The following is a 14,564-nucleotide window of genomic DNA, read 5'->3' as shown; positions in this document are numbered from 1 at the left end:
TAATCATCGGTTAATCGTCACCCCTCATGGTGCATCCAAATTGCACCGGTATAAGGCTTGCTCATGCGTCGTCTGTTTTTACTGTTCCTGGTTTTTTTTGCCAGCCTGGCCCAGGCCGCGTCGAACCCGTTCGAGACCAAACCCGATTTCCTGCCCGTCGGCAAAGCTTTCGTTTTTACCTCCGAGCGTCTTGAGTCGGGCGAAACCCAACTGTTCTGGCAGATAGCCGACGGTTACTACCTGTACCAGAAGCGCATGAGCTTCAACGGCCTGGCCGAGGCCCACAAGCCGGCATTGCCTGAGGGCGAGGCCCACAGCGACGAGTTCTTTGGCGACCAGCAGGTCTACCGCCAAGGACTGGAACTGAAGATCCCGGCCGGCGCCACCGGCCAGATCAAGGTCGGCTTCCAGGGCTGTGCCGATGCCGGCCTGTGTTACCCACCACAGACCCAGGTGGTCGACCTCGGTGGCGGCGCGGCGCAAGCCAACGCCAGTGAGGCGCCGGACCAGGCCCTGGCCAGCGGCCTGCAACAACACGCCCTGGGTTGGAGCCTGCTGGTGTTCTTCGGCCTGGGCCTGCTCCTGGCTTTCGCCCCTTGCTCGTTGCCGATGCTGCCGATTCTCGCCGGCCTGGTGGTTGGCAGCGGAGCCAGCGCCAAGCGCGGCTTTGCCCTGGCCGGCAGCTACGTGGTGAGCATGGCGCTGGTGTATGCCGCGCTGGGGGTACTGGCCGCCCTGCTGGGGGCCAATTTGCAGGCCCTGTTGCAGAACGCCTGGCTGCTCGGCAGTTTTGCCGTGATCTTCGTGCTGCTGTCGTTGCCAATGTTCGGCTTCTTCGAACTGCAACTGCCGGCCGCCCTGCGTGATCGCCTGGAGAACGCCAGTCGCAAACAAGGTGGCGGCAGCCTGGTCGGCGCGGGCATCCTCGGGGCGCTGTCCGGTTTGCTGGTGGGACCGTGCATGACCGCACCGCTGGCCGGCGCCCTGCTGTACATCGCCCAGAGCGGCAATGCCCTGCACGGCGGGCTGATCCTGTTCAGCATGGGCCTGGGCATCGGTTTGCCGCTGCTGCTGCTGGTGACCGTTGGCAATCGATTCCTGCCCAAGCCCGGCGCCTGGATGAACCTGCTCAAGGGGGTTTTCGGCTTCCTGTTCCTGGGTACCGCGCTGGTGATGGTGCGCCCAGTGCTGGACCCGGTGCTGTGGGTCGGGTTGTGGGGTGGACTGTTGCTGGTCATCGCCTACAGCGCCTGGCGCCAGACCGAAGGTTTTGGTCGCACCACCCACCTGTTCGGGGGCCTGGCCCTGTTGTCCGGGTTGTGGGGTAGCCTGCTGCTGATCGGGGCCGCCGGTGGCAGCGACGACCTGTTCAATCCGTTGCAGGTGTATCGCGCGCCGAGCTCCAGCGCGATCGCTGCGCCGACCGCCCACGATGCCTTCATCACCGTCAAGGAGCCCGCCGAGTTGCAACGCCAGCTCGACGATGCCCGCGCCCAGGGCCAATGGGTGTTGCTGGACTACTATGCCGACTGGTGCGTGTCCTGCAAGATCATGGAGAAACAGGTATTCGGCAAACCCCAGGTCATGGAGGCCCTCAAGGAAGTGCGTCTGCTGCGCCTGGACGTGACCGCCGACAACCCTGCCAGCCGCGAACTGCTCGCTCGCTACAAGGTTCCGGGGCCACCCAGCCTGTTGTGGATTGGTGCCGACGGTGCCGAGCGTCGCAGCCAGCGCATTACCGGCGAGGTCAATGCCGCCGGTTTCCTGCAGCGCTGGGACATTACCCGGGACGCGCGCTGATGCTGACCTTCACCCTCGGTACCTTCGCCATCGCCCTCAATCACCTGCTGCTGATCAGTGCCCTGGCACTGGCGACCTTTGTCGGCTGGCGGGTGGCCAAGCGTGGCGGAGATAACCCCGAGTCGGTGCTGTTCGGCCTGTTCATGCTCGGCATGCTGGCGGCGCGCCTGGCTTTTGTCGCGTGGTACTGGCCCCACTACCGCAACGATCCCTGGCAGATCATCGACCTGCGCGACGGCGGCTTCCTCGCCTGGCCGGGGGTGATCGTGCTGTTGCTGGCCGCCTTGTATCGCGGCTGGCGGCGACCCGGGCTCCGACGCCCGATGGGTTTCGGCGTCGCCAGCGGCCTGGCGTTCTGGCTGCTGGCAAGCCTGTCGCTGAGCATCTACGAACAAGGCACGCGCCTGCCGGATATCACCCTGCGCAACGCCGCCGGGGAAACCCTGCAACTGACCGACTACCAGGGCGGCCCACTGGTGATCAATCTGTGGGCCACCTGGTGCCCACCCTGCCGCCGGGAAATGCCGGTGCTGGAAAACGCCCAGCAACAACGCCCGGACCTGACGTTCCTGTTCGTCAACCAGGGCGAAAGCATGCAAAGCGTCGCTACCTTTCTCGAGACCCAAGGCCTGAGCCTGAGCAACATGCTGTTCGACCGCGGCGGCCGCCTGGGCCAGGCCGTGGGTTCGATGGCCCTGCCGACCACGCTGTTCTATAGCCCGGACGGACGCCTGCTGAGCAGCCACCTGGGCGAACTGTCCAATGCGAGCCTGGCCCACGCCCTGGAAGCCTTCGAGCCCTCCACCCCTGCCACAGCACCCGCCACCTCTGTAAGGAAACTGCCATGCCCCGCCTCCGCCACCTGCTGACGCTGACCCTGGGCGCTGCCCTGTTGCACCTGCCGTCGGTGCAGGCCGAAGAACTGCCCGCCGCGATCAAACAGATGGAAGCCAAGGGTGCAAAAATCATTGGCAGCTTCGATGCGCCCGACGGCCTGCGCGGGTATGCCGCGCAATACCAGAACCGCGGCATGGCCTTGTACCTGACACCCGATGGCAAACACGTGTTGCTGGGCAATTTGTATGACGCCGACGGCAAGGACCTGAGCGCCGAGCCGCTGCAAAAACTGGTGTATGCACCGATGGCCAAGGAGGTCTGGGCCAAGTTCGAGACCAGCCACTGGATTCAGGACGGCAACCAGGATGCACCGCGCGTGGTGTACCTGTTCAGCGATCCCAACTGCCCTTACTGCACGCTGTTCTGGGAGCAGGCACGGCCTTGGGTGAAGTCCGGCAAGGTGCAGTTGCGACACATCATGGTCGGCATCATCCGTGAAGACAGCCCGGGCAAATCCGCCGCCCTGCTGGCCAGCAAAGACCCAAGCAAGGCCTTGGACGCCCACGAGAAGGCCGGCAAACAAAGCACCCTCAAGGCGCTGAAAACCATCCCGGCAGACGTGCAGGCCAAGCTCGACGCCAACTTGCAGTTGATGGACGAACTCGAACTGTCCGCCACCCCGGCGATTTTCTACCTGGACGCCAAGGGCGAACTGCAACAGCAACAAGGCGCGCCGTCGCCGGCAAAACTGGCCGCGATACTCGGGCCGAAATAACCCACCGCTCTCAACGACATTGCAAGACTCGGCAGCCTTTTCGCTGGCAAGCTCCGCTTGCCAGCAATGAGCCTGGATTATCTTCAACGTAGGACCGTCAACGATTGGCCAGGAATGCCAACAACGCCTCGGTGACGAATTGTGGGTTTTCCAGATTGCAGATGTGCCCCGCCTCGGGCACCAGTTGGTAAGGGCAACCGATCAACTCGGCCATTTCCATGGTTTCTGAAGGCGGCCTTGGCGTGTCCTGCTCCCCGCACATCAACAGCGTCGTATCCGGGTTCAATTGATTCAGGCGCGCCAGCATGTCTTCGCGACCGAAGGTGATACGCCCCAGCGGCACGATGCTCCTGCGCAGCCGTTCGGCTGGCAGCGCGGCCAATGAGTCGCGCAACTGTCGATACAACGCTGATTGCGGGTCGATTCCCGGCCGGAAGAAGATTGGCACCACGATATCGAGGATCTGCGGTGTAATTGCACCCGCCTCCTCAATCTGCTTGAGCAGTGAGAAATAGTATTGCCGAGTGGCTTCGGGCTCAGCCCCCAGGTACGTGTCCATCAGTACCAGGGCGCTTATGCGTTGCGGGTGCGACAGGGCCAGGCGCGCTCCCCACATTCCGCCCACTGAAAGACCCACCAGTGCGACACGCTCAATGCCCAGGTGATCGAGTAACGCCAGTGCCTGGCGCGCCAGGTCATTGAGTGAAGCGGTTCCCTGCGGCAGCGTCCCGGACTCCCCGTGCCCCCACAAATCCAGGGCAATCACCCGATAGTGTGAGGACAACGCGGCAATCTGCGGCGCCCACATGGTCTGGTCCCACAAGTAGCTTCCAGCCAGGAGCACGGCAGGGCCTGTGCCCTGATCAACATAGTGAAGGGGCTCACCATCAATAGTAACGAAGGGCATCCTGTATCTCCTGCATAGGCTCTGTTGAAAAAATGCCCGCAAAGACTGTCCCGCCCGGGTACCTCCGTCAATTCAAGCCTTAACAGTAGATATTACAGAGCCCCCGACAACAGAAACCACGACCGCGATCTGCAGTAATGGCTATCTCAAACTCACACCCGGCTTACACGCGATGATCTCCCCCAATGGTTCGACGGCTTTAACAATTAGTCTAAAACACCGAGCGCAAGTTAATCCTTCACTGCATTCCAAATGCTGAAAAGCAACACTAACAAACTGTAAAACACCCACAAAGACTTCCACCAATAAAAACACTACTTTCAGGGCTTCAAAAACCCATTGAAAAGTAGAGCTCATACAATGAACAGCATCAGCGACTACACACGCAACTTTGAACGCAGCGCCAATATCAGCGAACTCAGAATATCTGCAAAAATAGCCGAGGAAAACTGGGCAGGCACCGATGACAAAGTATACATAAGCATGGGCCATCATAATAACTTCCAGTTGTTTTCCGACGCCCCCAGGGTGGGTGAAATCATTAGCGTTGACATTGATATTTCCCGCCTGTTCGGAAAACAAAGCATTCACATCAGTGAACTGCAAAATATCTCCCTGCACCAAGTACCGATTGCTCACCCCATCGCCAGCGACAACTGGGAGCTAGAGTCGCTGATACTGACCGCCAATGGCGTTTTCACTAACCGTTCCTTCAAACAAATTCATCAGTGGCTGCATGCCTCTTCCTCACATCTCCAGCAGGTTTGGGCTGGACATATCAATTGGTCAGACTGGAGCAACTCCGACAATCGTCCCGTCGATATCAACACCCAAACCTATCCCGTGCGCTGGATGCCCTGGATCGGCGATATCAAATCATGGCGAACCTACGATCCCTCGACCATCGAGGGCACAGGCCAACTGGTCGGCATGGTCGATGGAAAGCTGCTGGGCGAACTGTTGAAAGACCGACAGACAGAAGTACTAACACCTAACACCTCCAACGATAGTTACACCTGGGTGTATACCCCAGAGGGTGCAATTATCTACAGGCGCTGGAAACATGAGTCGCGAAACGACTACATCAGGCATAGCCAACTGGGCAGTGGACGACCGGTCATCTGCGCAGGCGAATTCAGAATAGAGAGTGTCAACGATGGTATTGCCTTGCGAGACGTTATCGCTAGCGTCAATGACGCCTCCGGCCACTATCAACCCGATGGAGGATTATGTTTGAAGTACGTAGAGGAAAAGCTCAACGGATTAGGCATTGATACCGATGATACCCATTGGTACTTCAAACAAAAATAAGTCCTCTGTAACGACCTCGCGGCAGGTCGGATCGAGACCCGACCTGCCGCGAACAGGCCGTCGATGTGTTCAAGCGCGGGCTTGGCAAGCAGGACGTAACCAGGACGCAATTGCCCCATACGAACGGATGGAGCAACGAGCGAATTGATCCTGGCGGGGCAGCCAGCGCCGCAACTCAAAGCGTGTCAGCGTGAGCTTGTCGGCGAAAGCCAAACGGAATTAATTCTTCCTCTCAATTGACAATTATTATCATCTAGCCTAGCTTGTCGCTCAATGCGTTGGACGGATCCGAAGCGCTGGTCGTCCCACTAACTTTTTGCAGCGAGGTGACTTCCATGGCGCAATCCGTTTCCACAGACAGCTGCGACTCATCCTTACTCCAGGCGTTCGTCGACAACCGGCTGATGCTGGTGAAGACTGCGGCGCGCATTACGGGTTGCCGGTCGCGTGCCGAAGACGTGGTGCAAGACGCTTTCTTCCGCTTGCAATCGGCGCCCCAGATCACCTCTTCGTTCAAGGCCCAGCTCAGCTACCTGTTTCAGATCGTGCGCAACCTGGCGATCGATCACTACCGCAAACAGGCCCTGGAGCAGAAGTACTCGGGCAGTGAAGAAGAAGGCTTGAATGTGGTCATCCAGGGTGCTTCACCGGAAACCTCGCACATCAACTTCCGCGTCCTGGAAAACATCGCCGATGCCCTTGGCGAATTGCCCAGCCGGACCCGCTACGCCTTCGAAATGTATCGCCTGCACGGCGTGCCACAAAAAGACATCGCCAAGGAACTGGAGGTCTCGCCGACCCTGGTGAACTTCATGATCCGCGATGCGCTGGTGCACTGTCGCAAGGTCTCGGACACCCTCAGCGATACCTTCGCCCGCCGCTGACCAATCCCTCCCCCCGGCCTCGCAGAGTGATGAGCTGATTTCAGCCCTGGGGCACAGCGACGAGCGCAATCTTGTAAGGCTGGAAAATCTTCAGCATCTGGCCGTTATCCCGCAGGCCCTGCAACATCTTGCCGAACGCTTCGCCACTGAGCGGTGCCTGCGGACGGATCAGGGCGTAATGGTGATAGACCTGATCAACCCGCTCGGACACCAGCAAGTGGGAGGCGACCTGTTCGTTGCGCAACACGTAGTCACTCAAGAACGAGCGGGTAACCAGGGCGATGTCGGCACGACCGCGCAGCACCATCAGCAGGTTGCTGTCGTGGGAATACGTCAGCGTCACGTTGTAGCGGCTGGCGAGGTAGCGGGTGTCGGAATTGAAGTCGGCAAAGGCATAGTGATAGCCATTGAACAGCGCGAGGCGTTTGTCCTGCAGGTCGGAAAAATAGCTTTGCGCGCGCTCAGGGAGCAGTTGCGAGACGAACACCTCCGCATCCTCCAGGCCCATGTCGACGGCGGTGTGCGGGACATCCTTCCAGCCCCACTGGGGATTCTCGAAGATAGCCACGTCGATCCGGCCCTGCTTGAAATCACCGAAGCGGCGCGGAATGGAGGTGGGCACCTGGACAAATTGATAGTCGCCCTGCAACTGGTTGAGGGCGACTATCAATTGCGCGAGAAGACCGGTATCGGCGCCGGTTTCCGGGCGAATGGTGTAAGGCGGGAAATGCGCCGCGCCGATGCGCACCAGTTGTGCGGCCGAACTCGGCGCTACCGACAGCGCACCTAGCGCCATCAACAACATCCGCGAAGCCATCCGAACTGGCGAATACATCAACCAACACCACCCCTGAAAATAGACCCACCTGGATTAAGCTAGGCGGTTTCGCCCACTAAGACAACGCGATGGTGGCTATTTAATGCGTTTTGCCCAAATCGTCATGCTTGCGTCAGCACCAGAATCAACGCCTCATCGGCCAACTGATCGAGGTTCATGCTGCCATCGGGGCGAAACCAGGTGGTGGTCCAGGACAATGCACCGGTGAGGAAACGACGGGTGATGAACAGGTCCCCGCGAATCAGCCCCGCGTCCTTGGCTTCTCCCAGTACCTGCAGCCAGATCTGCTCGTAAATGTCGCGCAGCGCCAGCACCTGGGCCTGCCCGCCTTCGGACAACGAGCGCCATTCGTAGACCAGCACCGCCATCGCCTCGCCGCTGCCGCCCATGATCGACTGCAACTCGCAGCGGATCAGCGCCAGGACTCGCTCGCGCACGCTGGTGGATTGCGCCAGGGCGGCGCGCATCAACGCGGTGTTGTAGCGAATGGTTTCCTCCATCACCGCGCGCAGGATTTCGTCCTTGCTCTTGAAGTGATGAAAAATGCTGCCGGACTGAATCCCTACCGCACTGGCCAGGTCGCGCACCGTGGTGCGTTCATAGCCCTTGTTGCGAAACAGGTGGGCCGCCATCTGCAGCAGTTTGCCGCGAGCGCTGTCCGGATCGGTCAGTTGCCCGTTGTCGACCAACTCGCGCATTACCAGCAGAGCTTTTTGCTCGTCCACCCATTCTCTCCTACAGTCGCTCGAACCCAACGCACACACCACAAATGCCGTGGCTGGCGCGGGCAATTTAAGCCGCCGAAGGAAACCAAGCAAGCGCTCGGGTAAAAGTCCTGTCCGGGATTTACAAACCAAGCGCTTGCTTGGTAGTCTCGAAACACTTCTGTCGGAGGCTTGCCATGAACAAGACGGTTCGTATCGGATGTGCCAGTGCCTTTTGGGGGGATACCTCGACCGCTGCCGCCCAACTGGTGGAAGGCGCCGCCCTGGACTATCTGGTCTTCGACTACCTGGCAGAAATCACCATGTCATTGCTGGCCGGGGCGCGCATGAAGGATCCCCAGGCCGGCTACGCCAGCGACTTCGTCGAGGTCCTCAGTCCGTTGCTCGGGCAGATCGCCGAACAGCGCATTCGGGTGATCAGCAACGCCGGCGGGGTCAATCCACTGGCCTGCGCCGCCGCCTTGCAGCGCGCCTGCGACCAGGCCGGCGTGCCCCTGAAGATCGCCGTCCTGCTGGGCGATGACCTGCAACCGCAGTTCAAGCAACTGGCCGCCAGTGGCGTGCGCGAGATGTTCAGCGCAGCGCCCCTGCCGCCCGTCTGCGTATCGACCAACGCCTACCTTGGCGCTCCCGGCATTGTTGAAGCCCTACGCCTGGGGGCGGACGTGGTCATCACCGGGCGAGTCGTGGACAGCGCGGTGGTCAGTGCAGCGCTGGTGCATGAGTTCGGCTGGGCGTGGCACGACTATGACCGCCTGGCCCAGGCAGCTCTGGCCGGGCACATCATCGAGTGCGGCGCACAGTGCACCGGCGGCAACTTCACCGATTGGCAGCAGGTGCCGGACTACGAGCACATCGGTTTCCCCGTGGTCGAGGTCAGCGCCGACGGCCAGTTCATTGTCAGCAAACCCGAAGGCTCCGGTGGTTTGGTCACGCCCTTGAGCGTGGGCGAACAATTGCTCTACGAAATCGGCAATCCACGAGCTTACCTGCTGCCGGACGTAATCTGCGATTTCAGCCAGGTCAAACTCCAGCAGCAGGGCCCGAACCGGGTCCAGGTCCACGGCGCCAAAGGCTTGCCGGCACCGGCGCAGTACAAGGTCAGCGCCACCTACCCGGATGGTTTCCGTTGCACCGCCAGTTGCTTGATTGCCGGGATCGACGCCGTGGCCAAGGCGCGCCGGGTGAGCGAGGCGATCATCAACAAGACCGGGCAAATGTTCAGTCAGCGCGGTTGGGCACCCTATAGCGAAGTGCACATCGAACTGCTCGGCAGCGAGGCCACCTATGGTCCTCACGGGCAACGCCAGGACAGCCGCGAAGTGGTGATCAAGCTCGCGGTACGGCATCCGAACAAACAGGCACTGATCCTGTTCTCCCGGGAAATCGCCCAGGCTGCCACCTGCATGGCGCCGGGCCTGACCGGCATTGTCGGCGGCCGTCCTACGGTCTACCCGCTGATCCGCCTGTTCTCGTTCCTCATCGACAAAAACGCCTGCACCCTGCAGATCGACCTGCAAGGCCAGCGCCACCCTTGCACCCTGCCCGCCCTCGATCACCTCGACAGCGCTGACCTGCCCTTGCCCTTTATTGCCCCCAAACCCCAAGGCCGTGCCGATGCCAGCGTGGCACTGGTGAAACTGGCGGTGGCGCGCTCCGGTGACAAGGGCAATCACAGCAACATCGGGGTCATGGCCCGCGCCCCCGAATACCTGCCGTGGATCGCCGAAGCACTGACTCCCGAGGTGGTCGTGGACTGGATGAGCCACGTGCTCGACCCGCTCCTGGGGCGCGTCGAGCGCTGGTACCTGCCAGGCAGCCACAGCCTCAATTTCCTCCTGGAAAATGCCCTTGGCGGTGGTGGCGTGGCCAGCCTGCGGATCGATCCACAAGGCAAGGCATTCGCCCAGCAACTGCTGGAAATCCAGATTCCGGTGCCGCAAAGCATCGCTGACCAAGTCAACTAGAGGGCTGTCGCCGTGGCTTTTGATTCGATCTTCAAACCCGAGCTGTTTGCCGGTCAAAACATCATTGTCACCGGTGGCGGCAGTGGCATTGGCCGCTGCACCGCCCACGAGCTGGCAGCCCTTGGCGCCCACGTGCTGTTGGTGGGGCGCAAGGCGGAAAAACTGCAGCAGGTCGCCGCCGAAATTGCCGCCGACGGTGGCCAGGCCAGTTGGCAAGCTTGCGACATTCGTGAGGAGGAAGCGGTCAAGCAACTGGTCAGCGAACTGCTCAAGACCCACGGCCCGATTCATGGCCTGGTCAACAACGCCGGCGGCCAATACCCTGCGCCACTGGCGTCGATCACCCAGAAAGGCTTCGAGACGGTGATGCGCACTAACCTGGTGGGCGGTTTCCTGATGGCCCGGGAGGTGTTCAACCAGTCCATGTGCAAGACCGGGGGCGCCATCGTCAACATGCTCGCCGACATGTGGGGCGGCATGCCGGGCATGGGCCACTCGGGGGCTGCGCGCTCGGGCATGGACAACTTCACCAAGACCGCCGCCTTCGAATGGGGCTACGCCGGGGTCCGGGTCAATGCCGTGGCCCCCGGCTGGATTGCGTCCAGCGGCATGGACACCTATGAAGGCGCGTTCAAGGCGGTGATCCCGACCCTGCGCGAACATGTGCCGCTCAAGCGCATTGGCAGCGAATCGGAAGTCAGCGCCGCCATCGTGTTCCTGCTGAGTCCTGCGGCCGCCTTTGTCAGCGGCAGCACCTTGCGCATCGACGGTGCAGCCAGTCTCGGCAGTCGGGCGTGGCCATTGCACAAGGCCCAGCACAGCGAGTCCTTCAATGGCTTTCACCGCGCCTTCCTACCCGATGTACTCAAGGACGAGGACTAAGCGATGCCAATGATCGAATCCCAACTCGACCCCCACAGCCCGCAGTTCGCGCAGAACCGCGAGGCGATGCTGGCCAGCATCGAGCAGGTCCGCCAACTGGAACGTAATCTGCTGGCCAAGGCCGCCGAGGCCAAGGCGAAATTCGACCGACGCGGACAACTGCTGCCGCGTGAACGCTTGAATCTGCTACTGGACCTCGGCGCGCCGTTTCTCGAACTGGCGAGCCTGGCCGGCTATAAATTGCACGACGACAAAGACGGTAGCCAGGCAGGCGGCGGCTTGATCGCCGGGATTGGTTATGTGTCCGGGGTGCGGGTACTGGTGGTGGCCAACAACAGCGCGATCAAGGGCGGGACCATTTCCCCCAGCGGCCTGAAAAAATCCCTGCGCCTGCAGCAGATCGCCATGGAAAACAAACTGCCGGTGATCACCCTCGCCGAAAGCGGCGGCGCCAACCTCAACTACGCCGCAGAGATTTTTGTCGAAGGCGCGCGCAGCTTTGCCAACCAGGCGCGGATGTCGGCCATGGGGCTGCCACAGATTACCGTGGTGCACGGCTCGGCCACCGCCGGTGGCGCCTATCAGCCCGGGCTTTCGGACTACGTGGTGGTGGTGCGCGGCAAAGCCAAGCTGTTTCTCGCCGGCCCTCCGCTGCTCAAGGCTGCCACCGGGGAAATCGCCACCGATGAAGCCCTGGGCGGCGCCGAAATGCACGCGCAGACCGCCGGCACCGCCGAGTACCTGGCCGAGAACGATGCCGACGGGCTGCGCCTGGTGCGCGAGATCGTCAGCCTGTTGCCGTGGAATGCCCGCCTGCCACTGCCCGTCCGCACCGACTTCGATGAGCCGCTGTACCCCATCGAGGATCTGCTGGGGCTGATTCCCGCCGATCCGAAAAAACCCTACGACGTGCGCGAAATCATCGCGCGTATCGCCGACGGTTCGCGCTTCCTCGAGTTCAAGGGCGAGTTCGACCAGCAGACCCTGTGTGGTCATCTGAAAATCCAGGGCCGGCCTTGTGGTTTTATCGGCAACAACGGCCCGATCACCCCGCAAGGCGCGAGCAAGGCGGCGCAGTTCATCCAGCTGTGTGACCAGAGCCAGACTCCGCTGCTGTTTTTCCACAACACCACCGGCTTCATGGTCGGCACCGAGTCGGAACAGCAAGGGGTGATCAAGCATGGCTCCAAGCTGATTCAGGCCGTGGCCAATGCCCGGGTGCCGAAGCTGACGCTGGTGGTCGGCGGCTCCTACGGTGCCGGCAACTACGCGATGTGCGGCCGGGGACTCGATCCGCGGTTCATCTTCGCCTGGCCCAACAGCCGCACTGCGGTAATGGGCGGCGCCCAGGCCGGCAAGGTGCTGCGTATTGTCACCGAGGCCAGGCAGCTCAAGGATGGCCTGGTCCCGGACCCGAAGATGCTCGACATGCTGGAGCAGGTCACCGCACAGAAACTCGACAGCCAGTCCACCGCCCTCTACGCCAGTGCCAATCTGTGGGATGACGGGCTGATCGATCCACGGGACAGCCGCACGTTGCTGGGCTACCTGCTGGATATTTGCCAGGAGGCCGAGGTTCGTCAGCTGCAACCCAACAGTTTTGGTGTCGCCCGGTTCTAGTCCGGCCAAAGGAGAACAACAACAATGATCTTTACCCAGGAACACGAAGCCCTGCGCCGTACCGTGCGCCAGTTTGTCGACAGCCAGATCAACCCCTACGTCGATGAGTGGGAGAAGGCCGGGCGCTTCCCGATCCACGAGATTTTTCGCCAGGCCGGCGAACTCGGCCTGCTGGGCATCAGCAAACCGGAAAAATTCGGCGGCATGGGCCTGGACTACAGCTATTCGATAGTCGCGGCCGAAGAGTTCGGCACCATTCACTGCGGCGGGATCCCCATGTCCATCGGCGTGCAGACCGACATGTGCACCCCGGCGCTGGCGCGCTTCGGCTCCGATGAACTGCGCGAGGAGTTCCTGCGTCCGGCCATCAGCGGCGAACAGGTCGGCTGCATTGGCGTCTCGGAAGTCGGCGCCGGGTCCGATGTCGCCGGGTTGAAGACCACCGCGCGCAAGGACGGCGACGACTACGTGATCAACGGCAGCAAGATGTGGATCACCAACGCACCGAGTGCCGACTTCATCTGCCTGCTGGCCAACACTTCCGACGACAAGGCGCACATCAACAAGTCGCTGATCATGGTGCCGATGAACACGCCGGGCGTCAGCCTCGGCTCGCACCTGGACAAACTGGGCATGCGCAGCTCGGAAACTGCCCAGGTATTCTTCGATGACGTGCGCGTGCCGCAACGTAACCGCATCGGCCACGAAGGGGCCGGGTTCATGATGCAGATGCTGCAGTTCCAGGAAGAACGCCTGTTCGGCGCGGCCAACATGATCAAGGGCCTGGAGTACTGCGTCGACAGCACCATCGAGTACTGCAAGGAACGCAAGACCTTCGGCAATGCCCTGATCGACAACCAGGTCATCCACTTCCGCCTGGCCGAACTGTCCACCGAGATCGAGTGCCTGCGGGCGCTGGTCTATCAAGCCACCGAGCAGTACGTCAAAGGCCAGGACGTCACCCGCCTGGCGTCCATGGCCAAGCTCAAGGCCGGTCGCCTGGGCCGGGAAGTCAGCGACAGTTGCCTGCAGTACTGGGGCGGCATGGGCTTCATGTGGGACAACCCGGTGGCCCGCGCCTACCGCGACGTGCGCCTGGTGTCGATCGGCGGCGGTGCCGACGAAATCATGCTGGGGATTATCTGCAAGCTGATGGGTACCCTGCCCGGGAAGAAAAAATGAGCACCCTGCCCGATTGCCAGACCCTCTTGCTGGAACTGCACAGTGGCGTGCTGCACATCACCCTGAACCGCGCCGATTGCCGCAACGCCATGAGCCTGCAGATGGTCGCCGAGTTGCGTGCGGTGCTGGCGGCGGTCCGCGATGACCGGCAGGTACGCGCACTGGTCTTGGGCGGTGCCGGCGGGCATTTCTGTGCCGGCGGCGACTTGAAAGACATGGCCAACGCCCGAGCCCAGGGCGCAGACGCTTACCGGGAACTGAACCGGGCCTTCGGCGCGTTGCTGGAAGAAGCCCAGCACGCGCCTCAAGTGCTGATCTGTGTGTTGCAGGGCGCGGTACTCGGCGGCGGCCTGGGCCTGGCCTGTGTCAGCGACATTGCCCTGGCCGACCACAAGGCACAATTCGGTCTGCCGGAAACCAGCCTGGGGCTGCTACCGGCGCAGATCGCGCCCTTTGTGGTCCGGCGCATCGGCCTGACTCAGGCCCGGCGCCTGGCCCTGACGGCGGCGCGTTTTGACGGGCACGAGGCACGGCGCCTGGGCCTGGTGCATTTTGTCGAGCAGGATGCGCAAGCCTTGGCCGAACGCCTGGACGCGGTACTCGAGCACGTCCTGTGCTGCGCTCCAGAGGCCAATGCCGCGACCAAGGCCCTGCTGCTGGCCAGCACCGAACAACCGTTGGGGCCATTGCTCGACCAGGCCGCCGAGTGGTTCAGCGCTGCAGTGACAGGCGCAGAAGGCGTCGAGGGCACCCTGGCGTTTGTCCAGAAACGCAAACCAGGTTGGGCGCCCTGACAACATCGCAAGCAGGCCCTTACCGACTCCGCACTCACCAAT

The 14,564-nt window shown here is 61.7% G+C and carries 13 protein-coding genes; 10 read left to right on the top strand and 3 right to left on the bottom strand.

Annotation, left to right across the window (positions count from 1 at the left end; genetic code table 11):
* Nucleotides 1-63: 63 nt before the first annotated feature.
* From dsbD to dsbG, 3 genes are read left to right on the top strand one after another with little or no spacing between them, the layout of a single operon-like run.
* Nucleotides 64-1,800: a protein-disulfide reductase DsbD gene (gene dsbD, locus ACIOVD_RS15075; RefSeq protein ID WP_401128692.1), complete on the top strand. Its 1,737-nt coding sequence runs from the start codon at nt 64-66 to the stop codon at nt 1,798-1,800.
* Nucleotides 1,800-2,669, top strand: coding sequence for a TlpA family protein disulfide reductase (locus ACIOVD_RS15070; protein ID WP_095168212.1), 870 nt, complete (start codon nt 1,800-1,802; stop codon nt 2,667-2,669). The genes dsbD and ACIOVD_RS15070 overlap by 1 nt, the downstream gene beginning before the upstream one ends.
* Nucleotides 2,645-3,412: a thiol:disulfide interchange protein DsbG gene (dsbG, locus tag ACIOVD_RS15065; RefSeq protein WP_095168209.1), complete on the top strand. Its 768-nt coding sequence runs from the start codon at nt 2,645-2,647 to the stop codon at nt 3,410-3,412. The genes ACIOVD_RS15070 and dsbG overlap by 25 nt, the downstream gene beginning before the upstream one ends.
* A 97-nt stretch (nt 3,413-3,509) precedes the next feature.
* On the opposite strand, the gene ACIOVD_RS15060 is transcribed toward dsbG, so the two are convergent.
* Nucleotides 3,510-4,319, bottom strand: coding sequence for an alpha/beta fold hydrolase (locus ACIOVD_RS15060; protein WP_401128688.1), 810 nt, complete (start codon nt 4,317-4,319; stop codon nt 3,510-3,512).
* A gap of 360 nt (nt 4,320-4,679) precedes the next feature.
* Between ACIOVD_RS15060 and ACIOVD_RS15055 the strand changes: the two genes are divergently transcribed.
* Nucleotides 4,680-5,630 carry a hypothetical protein gene (locus ACIOVD_RS15055; RefSeq protein WP_095168207.1) on the top strand — a complete coding sequence of 317 codons (951 nt, stop codon included), beginning with the start codon at nt 4,680-4,682 and terminating at the stop codon, nt 5,628-5,630.
* A 335-nt stretch (nt 5,631-5,965) separates the two neighbouring features.
* The gene (locus ACIOVD_RS15050) at nt 5,966-6,514 is read left to right on the top strand and encodes an RNA polymerase factor sigma-70 (RefSeq protein WP_095168205.1); all 549 of its coding nucleotides are present in this window, start codon (nt 5,966-5,968) and stop codon (nt 6,512-6,514) included.
* Between the two features lie 40 nt (nt 6,515-6,554).
* On the opposite strand, the gene ACIOVD_RS15045 is transcribed toward ACIOVD_RS15050, so the two are convergent.
* Complete coding sequence (locus ACIOVD_RS15045) at nt 6,555-7,349, bottom strand: ABC transporter substrate-binding protein (protein WP_095168203.1); 795 nt, start codon at nt 7,347-7,349, stop codon at nt 6,555-6,557.
* 104 nt (nt 7,350-7,453) lie between these two features.
* Nucleotides 7,454-8,077 (bottom strand): TetR/AcrR family transcriptional regulator, encoded by a 624-nt coding sequence (locus ACIOVD_RS15040; protein ID WP_095168201.1) that lies wholly within the window; start codon nt 8,075-8,077, stop codon nt 7,454-7,456.
* Nucleotides 8,078-8,253: 176 nt separating this feature from the next.
* Between ACIOVD_RS15040 and ACIOVD_RS15035 the strand changes: the two genes are divergently transcribed.
* From ACIOVD_RS15035 to ACIOVD_RS15015, 5 genes are read left to right on the top strand one after another with little or no spacing between them, the layout of a single operon-like run.
* Nucleotides 8,254-10,044: an acyclic terpene utilization AtuA family protein gene (locus ACIOVD_RS15035; RefSeq protein ID WP_401128683.1), complete on the top strand. Its 1,791-nt coding sequence runs from the start codon at nt 8,254-8,256 to the stop codon at nt 10,042-10,044.
* Nucleotides 10,045-10,056: 12 nt separating this feature from the next.
* Nucleotides 10,057-10,926 (top strand): SDR family oxidoreductase, encoded by an 870-nt coding sequence (locus ACIOVD_RS15030; RefSeq protein ID WP_159997239.1) that lies wholly within the window; start codon nt 10,057-10,059, stop codon nt 10,924-10,926.
* Between the two features lie 3 nt (nt 10,927-10,929).
* Nucleotides 10,930-12,546, top strand: a complete 1,617-nt coding sequence (atuC, locus tag ACIOVD_RS15025; RefSeq protein ID WP_401128679.1) for a geranyl-CoA carboxylase subunit beta — start codon at nt 10,930-10,932, stop codon at nt 12,544-12,546.
* A gap of 24 nt (nt 12,547-12,570) precedes the next feature.
* Nucleotides 12,571-13,728 carry a citronellyl-CoA dehydrogenase gene (gene atuD, locus ACIOVD_RS15020; RefSeq protein WP_401128676.1) on the top strand — a complete coding sequence of 386 codons (1,158 nt, stop codon included), beginning with the start codon at nt 12,571-12,573 and terminating at the stop codon, nt 13,726-13,728.
* A complete protein-coding gene (locus ACIOVD_RS15015; RefSeq protein WP_095168193.1) occupies nt 13,725-14,522 on the top strand; it encodes an enoyl-CoA hydratase/isomerase family protein in 798 nt (265 codons plus the stop codon). Before atuD ends, ACIOVD_RS15015 begins: the two co-directional genes overlap by 4 nt.
* The last annotated feature ends 42 nt before the right edge of the window (nt 14,523-14,564 follow it).

Origin of the sequence: Pseudomonas sp. NPDC087626 (genome assembly GCF_044743405.1) — a bacterium.
Classification (GTDB): domain Bacteria; phylum Pseudomonadota; class Gammaproteobacteria; order Pseudomonadales; family Pseudomonadaceae; genus Aquipseudomonas.
The sequence above is the reverse complement of the archived record's forward strand: the minus strand, read 5'-3'. Positions and strand labels throughout refer to the sequence as shown.